Annotated in this window: 16 protein-coding genes; 3 read left to right on the forward strand and 13 right to left on the reverse strand. The window is 35.9% G+C overall.

From position 1 onward, the window contains the following. Positions 1-73 precede the first annotated feature (73 nt). Both FEU33_RS16980 and FEU33_RS16985 read left to right on the forward strand, forming a co-directional pair. Positions 74-727, forward strand: coding sequence for an amino acid ABC transporter permease (locus FEU33_RS16980; RefSeq protein ID WP_146550673.1), 654 nt, complete (start codon positions 74-76; stop codon positions 725-727). A 14-nt stretch (positions 728-741) separates the two neighbouring features. Then, positions 742-1,392 carry an amino acid ABC transporter permease gene (locus FEU33_RS16985; protein ID WP_146550674.1) on the forward strand — a complete coding sequence of 217 codons (651 nt, stop codon included), beginning with the start codon at positions 742-744 and terminating at the stop codon, positions 1,390-1,392. Between the two features lie 27 nt (positions 1,393-1,419). Here the strand turns inward: FEU33_RS16985 and FEU33_RS18925 are convergent, their stop codons facing one another. The 13 genes from FEU33_RS18925 to FEU33_RS17045 form a co-directional block, all read right to left on the reverse strand. Continuing rightward, positions 1,420-1,578 (reverse strand): hypothetical protein, encoded by a 159-nt coding sequence (locus tag FEU33_RS18925; RefSeq protein ID WP_186731468.1) that lies wholly within the window; start codon positions 1,576-1,578, stop codon positions 1,420-1,422. Between the two features lie 175 nt (positions 1,579-1,753). After that, entirely contained in the window at positions 1,754-2,404 is a 651-nt protein-coding gene (locus FEU33_RS16990) for a FusB/FusC family EF-G-binding protein (RefSeq protein ID WP_146550675.1), read from the reverse strand. 295 nt (positions 2,405-2,699) lie between these two features. Next, a complete protein-coding gene (locus FEU33_RS16995; protein WP_146550676.1) occupies positions 2,700-2,990 on the reverse strand; it encodes a DUF6509 family protein in 291 nt (96 codons plus the stop codon). Between the two features lie 238 nt (positions 2,991-3,228). Next, positions 3,229-4,047, reverse strand: a complete 819-nt coding sequence (ehuA, locus tag FEU33_RS17000; RefSeq protein WP_243881331.1) for an ectoine/hydroxyectoine ABC transporter ATP-binding protein EhuA — start codon at positions 4,045-4,047, stop codon at positions 3,229-3,231. Continuing rightward, positions 4,040-4,789, reverse strand: a complete 750-nt coding sequence (ehuD, locus tag FEU33_RS17005; protein ID WP_146550677.1) for an ectoine/hydroxyectoine ABC transporter permease subunit EhuD — start codon at positions 4,787-4,789, stop codon at positions 4,040-4,042. Before ehuD ends, ehuA begins: the two co-directional genes overlap by 8 nt. Continuing rightward, entirely contained in the window at positions 4,786-5,457 is a 672-nt protein-coding gene (locus tag FEU33_RS17010) for an amino acid ABC transporter permease (RefSeq protein WP_186731469.1), read from the reverse strand. Before FEU33_RS17010 ends, ehuD begins: the two co-directional genes overlap by 4 nt. 352 nt (positions 5,458-5,809) lie before the next feature. Beyond that, positions 5,810-6,694, reverse strand: coding sequence for an ectoine/hydroxyectoine ABC transporter substrate-binding protein EhuB (gene ehuB / locus FEU33_RS17015; protein WP_146550678.1), 885 nt, complete (start codon positions 6,692-6,694; stop codon positions 5,810-5,812). Positions 6,695-6,759: 65 nt separating this feature from the next. Next, the gene (locus tag FEU33_RS17020; RefSeq protein ID WP_425127989.1) at positions 6,760-8,205 is read right to left on the reverse strand and encodes an aldehyde dehydrogenase family protein; all 1,446 of its coding nucleotides are present in this window, start codon (positions 8,203-8,205) and stop codon (positions 6,760-6,762) included. Between the two features lie 20 nt (positions 8,206-8,225). Then, entirely contained in the window at positions 8,226-9,266 is a 1,041-nt protein-coding gene (locus tag FEU33_RS17025) for a homoserine dehydrogenase (protein WP_146550679.1), read from the reverse strand. Between the two features lie 13 nt (positions 9,267-9,279). After that, positions 9,280-10,518, reverse strand: a complete 1,239-nt coding sequence (locus FEU33_RS17030) for a M20 metallopeptidase family protein (protein WP_146550680.1) — start codon at positions 10,516-10,518, stop codon at positions 9,280-9,282. Positions 10,519-10,531: 13 nt separating this feature from the next. Next, positions 10,532-11,740, reverse strand: a complete 1,209-nt coding sequence (locus FEU33_RS17035; protein ID WP_146550681.1) for a cystathionine gamma-synthase family protein — start codon at positions 11,738-11,740, stop codon at positions 10,532-10,534. 22 nt (positions 11,741-11,762) lie between these two features. Continuing rightward, positions 11,763-12,728: a cyclodeaminase gene (locus FEU33_RS17040; protein WP_146550682.1), complete on the reverse strand. Its 966-nt coding sequence runs from the start codon at positions 12,726-12,728 to the stop codon at positions 11,763-11,765. A gap of 14 nt (positions 12,729-12,742) precedes the next feature. Beyond that, positions 12,743-13,930, reverse strand: a complete 1,188-nt coding sequence (locus FEU33_RS17045) for a M24 family metallopeptidase (RefSeq protein ID WP_146550683.1) — start codon at positions 13,928-13,930, stop codon at positions 12,743-12,745. 219 nt (positions 13,931-14,149) lie between these two features. Between FEU33_RS17045 and eutB the strand changes: the two genes are divergently transcribed. Beyond that, the gene (gene eutB, locus FEU33_RS17050; RefSeq protein WP_146550684.1) at positions 14,150-15,157 is read left to right on the forward strand and encodes a hydroxyectoine utilization dehydratase EutB; all 1,008 of its coding nucleotides are present in this window, start codon (positions 14,150-14,152) and stop codon (positions 15,155-15,157) included. Positions 15,158-15,175: the final 18 nt, after the last annotated feature.

Here is a 15,175-nt window from a genome sequence, read left to right on the forward strand (position 1 = left end):
AATCCCATTCATCTTCTGTTTTTTTCTTTTTTCAATAGGCAATTCACAATATAGCGGCAAGGAGTGAGATAGGATGCCTGACTTTTCGATTTTAACCGAAAACTGGGATATGTACATAAAAGGCTTTTTCATTACTATTTATACAAGCTTAATCGGGCTTATCGGTAGTTTTATACTGGGAACAATTTTAGCTATTTTTCGCATTGCGCCATTCAAACCTTTCAATTGGATTGGAACAATCTATATCGAATTTTTCCGTAATATTCCGTTACTCATTATCGCCTTTTTCTTATTCACAGCTTTACCCACAATCAATATGCAATTAGATGGCTTTCAAGCTGGGACTCTAGCACTTATTATCTATACATCTGCTTTCATCGCAGAAGCTATTCGAGCAGGTATTTTATCCATTCCAAAAGGACAAACAGAGGCAGCTAGGTCGTCTGGTTTAACCTATACTCAAACAATGCGTTACATTATTTTACCTCAAGCTATTAAAATTGTTATTCCCCCACTCGGAAACCAGTTTATTAATCTTGTTAAAAACTCGTCTATTTTAACTATATTAGCCGCGGGGGATCTAATGTATCAGGCCGATTTAATCTCCACACGTACTTTCGTAACATTTGATGTGTATATCTTTGTAGCTATATTTTATTTAGTTATAACTATACCTCTTAGCACTGGGGTTAATTATTTAGAAAAACGCCTTGCGCGGAGTAATTAAGGGAGGAAAAGTCTATGGATTTTGCTGGTGCATATTCTCCGGATCATCTAAAATTCCTGCTGGATGGTTTTTTTGTCACTTTAAAAGTTGCTATCATTTCGATTATTGCCAGTTTTGTTATCGCAGCATTTGTTGGGATTATTCGTTATACTAAAATACCTATTCTTTCTCAAATATTTGCTGTCATCGTTGAGATTGTCCGAAACCTGCCATTACTATTGATCATTTTCTTTACCTTCTTTGCATTGCCAGAAATCGGCATTGAAATGAGTATCGAAATGGCAGCTATTGTAGCATTGACGATATTTGAATCATCTATGATTTCGGAAATCATTCGGAGTGGCTTAAATTCCATTGAAAAAGGGCAAATTGAAGCGGGGCGTTCTTCAGGTTTAACTTATACACAAACACTATGGCATATCGTATTACCTCAAGCTTTGCGAAGAATGGTACCACCTATTGTCAGCCAATTTATATCTCTTTTAAAGGACACATCACTTGCAGTCGTGATTGCTCTTCCAGAATTAATGCATAATGCACAAGTGATCAATGCTCAAAATGTCAACTTTATCATTCCAATTTTCATCCTTGCCGCATTTATGTACTGGGCTGTTAACTATACTTTATCGATTATAGCTAGAAAATTAGAGTTGAAAACATCTTAGGTAGTGTGTGCATAGACTGAAAGCAAATCATTCGAAATTTGTAATCATTTCAATCAAGTGAAGCTCCATCAGTGGGGGGTTTTCTTCATCCCCTATTGAACTAGGGAAACCCAGGTTAAAGGCGCCACGTCCTGTGGCAACACCTGAGTGACCAACATCTTGTTGGCCCGAACCAATCGGACGCATACGGCAGTTAATATCTTTCTCTTTTCTCTCTAAATCTTGAGATAGGAGGCTTACTGCCCGTTAAAGCGGGATAAAAAAGAAAAAGCTCATGAAAATCAAAATGGTTTTCATGAGCTTTTTGCTATGCGTTAGATAGTAGTGAAAAAAGTCTTGCTCATCAAATATGGAACATGAATCATTCAGTTACACGTGCAAAAAATTCACTTACTCTTTGAGCATTCGTAATATGTTGATTACATTTTTGGCTATCTATACAAATATAGTTACTATGTCTTTTATAGTTATCTGCCGTTTGACCTTTTTTCGTTGTCGTAAACAGGCTTACCTCTGAATGGCGATTACAAATTGCACACACGCCTTTTAGAAAATTCGTGTCCATCTGCCCTTTTACAGCTTTTAACTTACCTTGGTGCTCAAACACAACATACTTTCGGTGTGTGCTTACATCATCCCAAGCTAAATAGCAGGTATGTTGAAAATCGATATTTTCTAAATGAGGGAGCTTTAATTTCTTTTCTTTCTTAAAGAGACTTTTCAGCTTGCTACTTGTTACCTCTTTAAAAGGAATAACATAGGGATTTAAACTTTCTAAATAGAGATCACCTTGTTTATGATCTGTTATATGATATATTTGTCCAATGATTTCCACTTGATGATCTAAAGGATGGATATTTTGCTCAATTTCCGTTTCCACAATTCCTTTGACAGCTAAAATCACATTTTGATCTTTCGTGGTATTATAAGCATTCAAAATTTTATTCAATTGTTGTTCAATTAAATGATAGTTAGCTACGGATAAGAAAGGTTGAATCGTTTGTTTTTCCATTGAAATCACTCCAATTATTTAGGCTTTTATATGGTATTGGCCTAAAGAAATGATCCAACTTGTTTTTGTAAAAATAACCGTTTTTGTATTTTATAAAACTTCGATGGAAATTTCTTCGACCATGAAGTTTCGTGCTTTAGAGCATGCATTAGAATATAATGCAGACATATAGATTCCTCCTTTTAAGAGATCTGTTTTAATCGTAACACCTTCCCATCTTCAATACAAATTGCATTCCATCTGTATCATTTTATTTCCTGATCCTTTAGCAAGCCTACCTGTTTCAATCGATAAATTATTCACCAGTGATAATATGTTCCTGACAGAAATGTAAAATCATTTTCTCTTCATCCTCTTCTAATGCAAAATCCAATAACCCCTCCTCTGCTTTCGCAGTAATAAAGTAATTGGCAATTGAAAATTCGTCTCCCCTTTTGGCGATAATTAAACGAATTTCAAGTCCTCCCTCTGTATAAAGTTCATCCTCTTCATCTACAGCTATCTCTAACACAAATTCATATCGTTCACCTTCAATTAGATGTGTCGGATCTAAAATTTCTTCCATTGTATATGCTAAAATATCCAAAATAATCGCTCCCTTTATAGCTTTCATTATTTTATAATATAGAAAAATAACGATTAGTAAAGGTTTAGGTTTATCCACTAAATATTTTTATACTAACTAAAAAATTATTATGAAGTAAAACTGCTTCTAAATAAAGAAACGAATAGATTTTGATTACCTTGAAATCTATTCGTTTCGCTTCATTTTATTTTCACCATAATGGACAAGTATACTCAAGATATTACTCATTTTGGAAAATCTATATTTTTCTAAATCTACGTAAAAATGCTTGAACGCGTTCATTTTTCGAATGTTCTAGTACCTCACTTGCTGTCCCTTGTTCAATAATGACTCCTTGATCGAGAAACAGTACTTTATCTGCCACATCTAATGCGAAATCCATTTCATGGGTGACTAAAATCATCGCCATATCATCATTGTGAGCAATATCTCGAATAACCTCTAAAACTTCTCCTACTAGCTCTGGGTCCAATGCTGAAGTTACTTCATCGAATAACATAATTTTGGGTCGCATAACTAAAGCTCTTGCCATTGCGACACGCTGCTTTTGTCCTCCTGACAACTGTGATGGATAGAAATTTAATTTGTTGCCCAAACCCACTCTCTCCAGCATTTGAATAGAGCGCTCTTGAACTTCCTTTTTATCTTCTTTTTTCACATGGATAGGTGCAACCATGCAATTTTCTAAAATGGTCATATGGGGGAATAAATTAAAATGTTGAAAAACCATTCCAATATTTCCACGTAATTCACTTATATGTTTTTCATTCGCGGGGATACTCGTACCATTTCGTTTCATCTTCCATAAGTTTTTTCCATCGACAATGATATCTCCAGAAGTTGGTTCCTCCAGTGTCATTAGCATTCGAATAATCGTTGTTTTACCTGAACCACTAGGACCAATAATAGCTACTTTTTCACCTGAATAAATGTCTAAATTAATTCCTTTTAATACGTGAAAATCACCAAATGATTTAGTAACATTACGATATTTTACAATTTGTTCTGTATTTAATGTATTTATTTTTTCAATATCTTTTACTGATTGCTCAGACAATATGATCACTCCTCTCGAAATTCATCTTTTTATGGACTTTCTTATTTGGCTTTGCAATTATAGTATTTTTATCAAATCGTGTATTCATTTTTACTTCAAGCTTTTTAATCAAAATAGACGCTGGATAACTTAATGTTAAGAAAATAATTCCCACAATTGTTAATGGCTCTAAATATGCAAAATGTAAAGCGCCATACGAATTGGCTATTGTCAATATTCCAGCGACTCCTACGGTAGATGCTAATGGTACTTCTTTAAACATAATAATTAGATAATTTCCTAGCATTGGAATTGTTGGGGGGATTGCTTGAGGTAAAATTATTTTTCTCCATTTATCGAAAGCAGAAAAATTTAATGCCTTGGAAGCTTCCCACTGCCCCTTATCTACACTTTCAATTCCTGAACGGTAAATTTCACTAATATACGTACTATAGTGAATACCGATTCCTAAAACTGCACATATAAAAGGATTTAGTGTCACACCGATTACTGGAATCATTGGCAAAGCATAGTATATGAAGAATAGTTGTACAAGAGGCGGTGTTGAATAAATAAATATCATAATCCAATCAACAGTCCAAACAAACGGTTTATTTGGAATGTGTTTTAAAAATATCCATACAAATCCAAAAATTAAAGCAAAGGCAAAACAAGCAAAAGTCAATCCAACTGTTGCTCCTAAACCTTTTAATATAAGCGGGAATGCTTCGAAAAAGTTCTCCCATTTCCAGCCATTATTCATTGACTAGCAACCCCTTTCTTCGCAATGGATTCTCCTTTTCTAGTCAGCCAAACGAAAGGTAATGCAAGAATGAAATACATAAGCAACACAACTACATAAATTAATGGAGCTTGAGAAAGATTGGAACTTCGCATTATATCGCCATAATATAAAATGTCTCGCATACCGATTAACGAAACAAGTGATGTTGCTTTCATAATCTGGATTGTGTAGTTACCAAAATCAGGGATCATCATGCGAATCGCTTGTGGTAATATAACAAGACGCATTCTTTGGTAACGTGTCATATTTAATGCAATACTAGCTTCAATTTGTCCTTTATCTACAGCTAAAATGGAACCTCGTACAACTTCTGACATATAGGACCCATAGTTTAACCCAATTGCAATAACCCCTATCCACCAGTTAGATCCTAATTGGATATTAAAGAGCATAGGGATAGCATAGTACAACCAAAAAAGCTGTACAATAAGGGATGTCCCACGAAAAACTTCTACATAAACACCTGTAAATTTTCTTAGTAAAATACTTTTCGAAATTTTTGACAATCCTGCAATAAAAGCTACTATGTAAGCAATAAATGCTGAAGCTATTAAAACAGAAATTGTGACAGCAAGACCACGCGTCAGTTGTGGAATCATTTCAATAGCAGTACTAATATTGACCATTCCTTTCCTTGAAGTCGAAGAATATACAATAGTGACCTGATTATATCTAGATATAGATTGTAACAAGGACTTCAATAATTTATATTTGCGCTGACCATATAAGCCACTATGTGAGTTTTCCCTTTTTGACAATTTCACGTTGAATATATCGATACTCTTTTTTAAAACATAGCCCATTAATTTCTTATTTTTTAAATTTTCTAAATTTATATTTCAAAAATCATCGATATATTTGGTTAGCGCAAATATACTAAAATATACTAAATACTTTACGAATCAGTTTTTGATTTTACATTTAAAATTTAACAGACTTTTAGTAAATCATATTCTATTACACTCTATTCTTATAAAATCATTTATTACCGTCACAAACTTGTTTTGTTGTAATAGTTCCCACTTTTACCATATTACTAATTTCACTGAATCCATTCTCTTCTAAAATTTTTGCAATCGTACCATTGTCTTTTAATTCTTTTAATTTTTCATTATAAGCATCGCGTAATTCTTTATCTTTTAAGTTAAATGCTGCAGCACCATAACTAGGGACACCTTCAACATCTGGTTGTTTAAACGTTTCTACAAACTCTAATTTATCAGTATTTGCTGATTGTAATGCCATTTTTACAGTCATTTCAGTTCCAGTTGTAGCATCTGCACGTCCTGATTGAATTGCTGAGAAAGTCGCTGGAATATCTGGTGCTGTAACAATCTGATTATCACGTACGCCTTCCTTTTTTAAAAACTCAATTTCAGTCGTACCTTGCATTACAACCACTTTTAATTTTGGATTTTCAGCTATATCCCTATAGCTTTGTAAATTATGAGGATTTCCTGCTGCAACAATTAAACCCTCGCCATATTTCATTTCTGGTTCACTAAACAATACACTCTCACAACGATCAGGGTTGATGGCCATTCCAGCTGTAATAACATCAAATTGACCAGCTTGAACACCGGGGATCAGTTGATCAAAGTCGGATAATTGTGCTTCAACCTTATCAACTCCAAGTTCCTTGAAAACAGCTTTTGCAATATCAACATTTGCGCCTTTTAATTTTCCTTTCTCCTCATACGCATAAGGTGCCTCATTAGCAAAACCAATTTTTACTTTACCCGTTTTTTGTAATTTTTCTAATTTATTTGCGGATGTATTATCTTTCTCTGCTTCGTTAGATCCACATGCTGTTAAGACTAACATGATCAATGCTGCTAGTAATGTTAATGTAATTTTTTTCATAAAAGTACCCTCCTGATTGGTTTTATTCTATTGAAAAATAAACTTTAAAATAGTAGCCTTATAGATCAGTGAGCATAACCAAGTCGAAAGCAGATTACCTTAAGTTCTGTCATTTCTTGAATGGAAAATTCGACACCTTCTCTACCAATACCAGATTGTTTCATGCCACCAAAAGGCATAGCATCAATGCGAAAATCACTGCTATCATTGACCATGATGCCTCCATATTCCAATTCCTTTATTGCTCGAAATGCCAAATCAAGATTTTTTGTAAAAATGCCAGCTTGAAGTCCATATGATACATCGTTTGATTTTTTGATTGCCTCGCTAAGATTTTTCACTGAATCTAATATCACAACAGGCCCAAACAGTTCCTCTTTGGCAATTTTACTTTCTGCATCAACATTGGTTAGAATAGTTGGTAAATAATATGTTCCCTCTCTTTTTCCACCACATAAACAATGTGCACCATTTGAAATAGCTTCATCAACGAGGTTTTCAATACGAATGGCTTCTTTTTTAGTGATCAGTGGACCCATATCCGTTTTTTCACTGAATTTATCACCGATTTGAAGCTGACTTGTACGATAGACAATTGCTTCTTCGAAATCAGCATATAACTCTTCCTCTATATAAACTCTTTGAACGCCTATACAATTTTGACCGGCCGCCCAAAATGCTCCAGATACAATGGATTCAACTGCTTCTTTTATTTCAGCATCCTTCAGCACAATACAAGGGGAATTAGAACCCAATTCCATACTTAATTTTTTGACGCCTGCTTTAGAAGCGATCTCTTTTCCCACTTCATAGCCACCAGTAAATGAAATCATTCGTACAGCAGGATGGGATACTAATACATCACCAATCTCACTTGAATGACCTGGAAGTACAGATAAAACTTTTTTCGGTAAACCTGCCTGTTCAAATGCTTCTGCTAATAACAGGGCACTCAATGGAGTAACGGTAGAAGGCTTAATAATAATTGCATTCCCAGCGGCAATAGCTGGGCCAAGCTTATGCGCAACTAGATTTAGAGGATCATTAAAGGGCGTTATGGCGACTATTAATCCAATGGGTAATCGTTGATAATAACCGATTCGATTTTCATTGCCCTCCATTTGATCAAAAGAAAGTGTTTTACCATGTAATCTTCTTGTTTCCTCTGCACTGATTCGAATTGTTTGGATACATCTTTTTACTTCTTTTCTTGCTTCTCGAATCGTTTTACTTCCCTCTAATGAGATTGTTTGAGCAAAAAGCCGTTTTCTTTCTTCGATCCAATTTGCAGCCCTATTTAATATGGACATACGTTCAAAAACGGATAAACGGCTAGCAATTTTTGCGCCTTTTACACCTTCCTCAATCGCAAATAGGGCATCTTCTTTATTTGCAACAGGAATTTGTGCTATGATTTCACCATTTTGAGGATTTTCAACACTAATCTTTTTTTCACGGGTCACCCATTCCCCCGCCAATAACATCTTTTTCGTCAGCAATGTTTGTTCCAAAAATCTCCCTCCAATACATTTTAGAGTTGTTTGCGATGAATATTGATCAAATCAATTAAAATTGAAAATCCAGTTTCAACCTTCCCTGCACCAGCACCTATTAGTGTAACGGGACCTGCTAGATCACAATGATATGTGATTGCATTAGTTGCACCTGTAATATTTGCCAATGGGTGGTCAAGACCTACTTTCTCTGGTTTTACAGAAGCTATTAGATGTCCATTTTCTTTTTTTAGCTTCGCTATTAACTTCCATTTTTTCTGTTCTTGTTTTGCTTGCTTGATGTCTTCTTTTGTTAGATGGGAAATCCCTTGCCGTTCTACATCATGAGTCTTTAATGGATACTGTAAAATAACATTCGCTAAAATAACGGTTTTATATAAGGCATCAAACCCTTCTACATCACTTGTTGGATCAGCCTCCGCATAGCCATTCTTCTGTGCTTCCATCAATGCTTCTTTATATGAAAGTCCTTCTTCCATACGTGTCAGCATATAATTCGTTGTGCCGTTTAAAATACCTTGGATCTCATTTATTTCATTTCCAGCTAAAGATGTAATGGGCATTCTTAATGCAGGTGTACCACTCATTACAGAACCTTCGAATCCCCAACGAACATGTTGTTTATCCGCTAATGATTGCAATTCTCCAAAAGCTAAGGCTACAGGTCCTTTATTGCTCATGATAACGTTTTTCCCATGCTCAAACGAATATCGACAATGATCGATTGCCGGTTGACCTGTTTTTACATCCGTAAACGTTACTTCTACAATGGTATCCGCATTGGATCGTTGGATAGTTTCAAAACTATTGAGCCCACGAATTAATCCTTCCTGCTCAGGATAACCATTTATATTCCCTGTTTCTCTAACAGATTTTAATAATTCAGGTATTGATAATCCATCTGGGTGATAGACGGATCCTTTTATGACATCACTGACCGCTACGATTTTTGCATTTAATCCAAATTGCTCCATTAATCGTTGGCTTTTCTGTTGAATAATTTCTGCAAACCCTTGACCAACAACACCAAATCCTAATAATGCAATCCGATGCTCCATTTATTTAAACCTCCTAAATTGCTACGTTTTCTCCCTTTAAAACTTTCTTGGGCAATGGTACGTCACCAAGTAAATATTTCAATAACGTTTGTATTAATATGGATGCTCCAATTGGTAAACATCGTTCATCAATATCAAAAATAGGTGTATGAAGATCTCGTTTAACACCGTCTGGATAAGCGCATCCTAAGAAAATCATGGAACCTGGTACTTTATACGCCATATGCGAAAAGTCTTCTCCGGCTAATCCAAAAGGAATTTCTTTGATAGTCATTGTTGGATATAGTTCTGCTACAACTTCCTTTAATACCTTGTTAACCTCTGCATTATTGAATAGGGCCGGTTCTCCCCGAGTAATATCTAGCTCATATTTACCGCCAAACGCTTCAACAATTGAAAATGCCTTTTCTAGCCGTTGCCCTAATTCTTCTCGGACACTAGGTTGATAGCTACGAAGTGTGCCCTGTAAAAAAACTTCTGTAGGAATAATATTGCTTGCAGAACCCCCTTTTACTTCGCCTACACTTATAACTGCTGCATCGAGCGGGGATATATTTCGAGCTACAATTCCATGAATCGCTTGTAGCACTGGTCCCAGCATCCAGATAGGATCTGTTGCTAAATGAGGATATGCACCATGTCCTCCTGTACCATGAATAGTTGCCTGAAATACATCCACATTTGACATGCTATAGCCATCGTGTATCAGTACTGTTCCTACCTCATGACCTGGATTCATATGTAGTGCAATAATACAGTCAACATCTCTTAATACTCCTGCTTCGATTAAATAAGGAGAGCCGGTTTTACCAAATGCATCTGTATCTTCCTCAGCGGGTTGGAAAATAAATTTAACGGTTCCTTTAATCTTTCCTTCCTTCCAAATTTCACCCATGATGGTAGCAACAGATAGACCGATCGCCGTATGTGCATCATGCCCACAAGCATGCATCACACCTTGATTTTTAGAAGGAAATGAATGTGTCGTTTCTTCCATAATGGGAAGTGCATCCATATCTGCACGAATAGCAACGGTTGGTCCTTCCCCATTCGACAATATACCGATAACGGATGTTTCTACACCCACACCTTTTTCAACCTTCATTCCTTCTATATGATTTAGCCGTTGGTAAACAAATTCGGATGTTTTATATTCCTCAAAACTTAGTTCTGGATTTTCATGAATGTGTCTTCGCCAACTAATAATCTGATCAGATATATTTTGAACGCGTGAAAGAATATCGATATCCATATAGTTCACCTTCTTACTTTCCAACTGGAACGGTTTGTTCCTTTAATACTTCAAATGCTTGTGTAAGGTCTTGAATTAAATCTTCCGTATCCTCGATCCCCGCTGAAATTCGGACTAATCCATCTGGAATCCCCATTGCTGCCCTTTCTTCAGGTGTACATTCAACGTGACTGGTTGTTCTTGCAGGTCCATAGGTTGTTTCAACCGCTCCTAGGTTTGCTGCACGATTTGCATATTTTAAGGCAGGTAATAAAATTTTTACTGCATCCATTCCACCCTTTAATGAGAAGCTAAGCATTCCGCCAAAACCTTTCATTTGTTTTTTGGCAATATCATAATGAAGATGTGTTTTAAGACCTGGATAGTACACTTCCTCTACAAGATCCTCATCTAGTAAGAATTTAGCAATTGCCATAGCGTTTTTCGCTTGTTGTTCTACACGCAATTTTAATGTTTTCATGCCTCGTAAAAGGAGATATGCTGCCCATGGATCTAATGTTGCACCATTGATTTCACGATAATGATAGATTTGCTCAATCAATTCTTTTGACCCACAAACCACACCGCCTAAAGCATCCGCATGCCCACCTAAAAATTTTGTTGCGCTGTGTAACACAAGATCCGCTCCCAGTTTCAATGGGTTTTGATTAATTGGTGTAGCAAATGTATTATCTACTACAACAATTGCCCCAGCGTCTTTCCCCTTTTGGGACATCCTTTCGATATCTGTAATTTTCACTGTTGGATTTGTAGGTGTTTCCAAATACAAAATTTTGCAGCCTTTTTCAAGCTCTTTTTCAATCGCCTCATGATTTCCCGTTTCGCATAGTGCAACATCAATGTTTAATTTTGGTAAAAACTCCGTAAAGATTTTATTTGTACCGCCATATGTGTCCTTGATAGAAACAATACGATCACCTGGTTTTAAAAACGTATATAGTGTATTACTAATCGCTGCCATTCCTGTTGAAAAACTTGTCGCAGCTTCTGCACCTTCTAAAATCTTCACTTTATCTTCAAATGCTTGCACGGTAGGATTCGTATTTCTTCCATAGATATGTCCTTGTTTCTTGCCAACTGAAACATCATACCATTCATCCATATCATCATAGTTATAAGCAACACTTACAATTACCGGAACTTGCGTTGCCCTATGGACAAGAACATCTTTTTCACCTGCCCAAACCGCTTTTGTTCCAATACTCGCTTTTTTTTCTTCCATTTTAAATACCTCCATTACACTGTTATTTATCCTTATTTGTTAATTGTTCAAAGGCGAATCTTGCAATCACAGTATCCTGAACACCTGTACCTGTTAAATCACATACCGTAATTTGCTTTTGATTTTCTCTTCCTTTTTTAAAACCTGCTGTGAGATCACCTAGTTCTATAATGGGTGAATCATCAGTAATGATTTCTTTAGATTTCGCATGATGAAGCTCACCTAATCGAAAACATTGTGTTTTTACATCGCAAACAATTACATCCGTTTGCTCAAAAATATTTGCATCCAGTTCTTGTTTATGTTCCGCGTCTGAACCCATTGCTGTAATATGGAGCCCTGGGTGCAACCACTCTGCTTTAATCAAAGGCTGAGTAGAAGGAGTTGTCGTTACAACAATATCGCTCGTTTTGACAACCTCTTCGATTGACTCGGCAATTATCACAGGCTTCCCTAGTTGTGTTTCCATCTCTTTTGCATATCTTCGAGCGGATAAATCATTACGACCAAATATGATGACCGTTGAAAACTCTCTTACTAATGACAGTGCTTCTAGTTGATATCTCGCCTGTGTACCTGTACCAATGATCCCTACTTGTTCCACTTGCTTTTTCGCAAGATATTTAGAAGCTATTGCACCTGCGATAGCTGTTCGAACATCTGTTAAATAACCGTTATCAAGTAATATGGATTTGGCTAGGCCTGTTTGGGAACTCAACAGCAACATCATTCCACTTAAACTTGGCAACCCTAGTGAAGCGTTATTAAAGAAACCTGAGGAAATTTTAATCGCAAAAGAGTCAAGTCCCTTGATATATGCCGTTTTCACATCAATTTCCCCATTATTTTCAGGAATATCAATTCTCATAATAGGAGGCAATGTGACAATCCCTTTCGCTAACGCGGAAAATCCTTCTTCAACCACTTTAATCGCTTGCTCATTCACATGAATAAACTGACGTATCTCTTGTTCTTCAAATATTTTCATAGGTATGGCTCCTATTAGTAGATTTTTGTTGAATTTTTAACAAAGAGTTTACGTGGGAAATTTGCAAATACTTCAATACCTTTTTCTGTGACACGGAATGACTCACTTAATTCTGCTCCATAATGATCAAGCCAAATGCCTGGAATACAGTGGAATGCCATATTTGGTTGTAACACCGTTTTATCTCCTGGTCGCAAACTTGCAGTATGTTCACCCCAATCAGGTGGATAATTTAAGCCCATTGAATAACCAATACGCGACGGTTTTTCAAATCCACTCTTTGCAATCGTTTTTCTCCATACCTCCTCTACCTCTTCACAAGTCACGCCTGGTTTTATAAAATCAAGAGTCGTATTTAGCCCCTCTATAACCGCTTCTGTTAAATATTTCACTTTTGGATCTGGTTCGCCGATAAATACCGTTCTTGATAATGGAGAATGGTAATGATGATAGCTACCCGCAAGCTCTAAAATAACAGGAATATTTGATTTGTATGGTTCATCTGACCACGTAATATGTGGAGCAGATGTTCTTTCACCAGCTGGTAAAAGTGGCATAATGGCAGGATAGTCTCCTCCGAATTCAACAGTACCGCTAATTTGTGCATGCATAATTTTTGCGACGACATCACATTCTCGAACGCCTTCTTCAATAGCATCAATTCCTGTTTGCATTGCATTTTCAACGATTCTTGCTGCTTTTCTCATATATTCGATTTCTTTATCTGATTTAATAATTCGTACATCATTGACAAGGGTGGTCGTATCTATGAAAGATACTTGAGGGAGCCCCAATTTTAATTGGGTATAGCATTTTGCAGTAAAATAATACGTATCCATTTCTAAACCGACCGTACCATTCGTTTGACCTATTTCTTTTAAAAAGTTACAAACAAAATCCATAGGATGACGTTCTATTGATTGTACATAATGATCTGGATAAGGAATAATGTTATTTTCACTTAACCATGTGGTAACTTTTGCGCCATTCGCGTCTTGACCTCTACCAATCCAGAAAGGCTCTTCTTCATCCAAGAGTACAATGAGACATTGATGAACATAAAATGACCAGCCATCATAGCCTGTTAAATAATTCATATTAGCTGGATTTGTTACTAATAGGATATTGATTCCTTTCTCAGCCATTTTTTCTTTTGTTTTGCTTAATCTTTTTTTGTACTCTACTTCTTCAAAAATTGTCATTCTCAAACCTCCTTTGATATATTAAATCATCTTTTCATGTGATGATTTATTACATATAATTATATTTTTTATGTTTGTTTCACACAATCTGTCAATATGTATGAAAATTTTAGTTATTTTTTATTTTTTTTAATAAAAAATCTCATTCTTTTAATATTTAAATTGATTTATATGTTAGAATATGTGACATAAATTCAAGTTGAGAGGAGATATCTATATATGATTGACATTTCAAAAAATTCACTAATTGAAAGAAAATCTCTTACACTGCAAGATGTTTGGGAGGCAAGATCAACTATTTCACCGATTGTTAAAAAAACACCTCTAATTTTTTCTGCGCCTCTTTCTAACATTTTTGATGCAGAAATCTATCTTAAATATGAACATTTGCATGAAAGTGGAGCTTTTAAAATGCGAGGAGCGGTGAATGCAATCCATCACTTATCTAGCGAAGCAAAAAGTCGCGGTGTCACTACATTCTCCACTGGAAATCATGGTTTTGCAGTAGCGTTAGCAGCAAAAAAATTAGGAATACGTTCCGTCATCTGTGTTTCTACACATATACCACAGGCAAAAATAGATAAAATCCAAAGTTTAGGCGGGCAGTTAGAAATTTTTGGAGACAGTCAGGACGATGCCGAACAACACTGCTATCAACTGGCAAAAGAACAGGGACTCATGATTATTCCTCCATTCGATCATCCACATATCATCGCTGGTCAAGGTACAATGGCCCTTGAAATATTAGAAGAATTACCCACTGTTACTAATGTAATCGGCGGTCTATCGGGCGGAGGATTACTTTCTGGTGTTGGATTAGTGATGAAAACAACAAATCCATCTATAGAAGTGATAGGTGTTTCAATGGAAAAAGGAGCCGCTATGTATGAAAGTTTAAAAGCAGGAACACCCATTTCAGTGAAAGAATCAGCTACATTAGCGGATAGTTTGTTAGGCGGCATCGGTGAGCAAAATATTTATACTTTTAAAATGGTTCAACAATTTGTCGATCATTCGATTTTAGTACCGGAAGAAACGATTAAAAAAGGAATGGCCTATCTTTATAAAGAACACCATATCGTCGTTGAAGGGGCTGCTGCTATTGGAGTAGGGGCAGTGATAGATGGATTAATCCCCATAAAAAAGCACTCAAAAATGGTCATTATTATTAGTGGTTGCAATGTAGATCTTTCTGCACATGCCCAAGCTGTTCAATCTTATTTATAGTGATTTACTACGCTCTCA

The sequence above is a fragment of the Rummeliibacillus suwonensis genome (genome assembly GCF_007896435.1).
In the GTDB taxonomy this organism is placed as follows: Bacteria; Bacillota; Bacilli; order Bacillales_A; family Planococcaceae; genus Rummeliibacillus; species Rummeliibacillus suwonensis.

What these genes read in the sequence shown, in the direction of transcription:
- FEU33_RS16980 (WP_146550673.1), top strand. Translation starts at nt 74, where the DNA reads ATGCCTGACTTTTCGATTTTAACCGAAAACTGGGATATGTACATAAAA.
- FEU33_RS16985 (WP_146550674.1), top strand. Translation starts at nt 742, where the DNA reads ATGGATTTTGCTGGTGCATATTCTCCGGATCATCTAAAATTCCTGCTG.
- FEU33_RS18925 (WP_186731468.1), bottom strand. Translation starts at nt 1,578, where the DNA reads ATGCGTCCGATTGGTTCGGGCCAACAAGATGTTGGTCACTCAGGTGTT.
- FEU33_RS16990 (WP_146550675.1), bottom strand. Translation starts at nt 2,404, where the DNA reads ATGGAAAAACAAACGATTCAACCTTTCTTATCCGTAGCTAACTATCAT.
- ehuD (WP_146550677.1), bottom strand. Translation starts at nt 4,789, where the DNA reads ATGAATAATGGCTGGAAATGGGAGAACTTTTTCGAAGCATTCCCGCTT.
- FEU33_RS17010 (WP_186731469.1), bottom strand. Translation starts at nt 5,457, where the DNA reads ATGGTCAATATTAGTACTGCTATTGAAATGATTCCACAACTGACGCGT.
- ehuB (WP_146550678.1), bottom strand. Translation starts at nt 6,694, where the DNA reads ATGAAAAAAATTACATTAACATTACTAGCAGCATTGATCATGTTAGTC.
- FEU33_RS17025 (WP_146550679.1), bottom strand. Translation starts at nt 9,266, where the DNA reads ATGGAGCATCGGATTGCATTATTAGGATTTGGTGTTGTTGGTCAAGGG.
- FEU33_RS17030 (WP_146550680.1), bottom strand. Translation starts at nt 10,518, where the DNA reads ATGGATATCGATATTCTTTCACGCGTTCAAAATATATCTGATCAGATT.
- FEU33_RS17035 (WP_146550681.1), bottom strand. Translation starts at nt 11,740, where the DNA reads ATGGAAGAAAAAAAAGCGAGTATTGGAACAAAAGCGGTTTGGGCAGGT.
- FEU33_RS17040 (WP_146550682.1), bottom strand. Translation starts at nt 12,728, where the DNA reads ATGAAAATATTTGAAGAACAAGAGATACGTCAGTTTATTCATGTGAAT.
- FEU33_RS17045 (WP_146550683.1), bottom strand. Translation starts at nt 13,930, where the DNA reads ATGACAATTTTTGAAGAAGTAGAGTACAAAAAAAGATTAAGCAAAACA.
- eutB (WP_146550684.1), top strand. Translation starts at nt 14,150, where the DNA reads ATGATTGACATTTCAAAAAATTCACTAATTGAAAGAAAATCTCTTACA.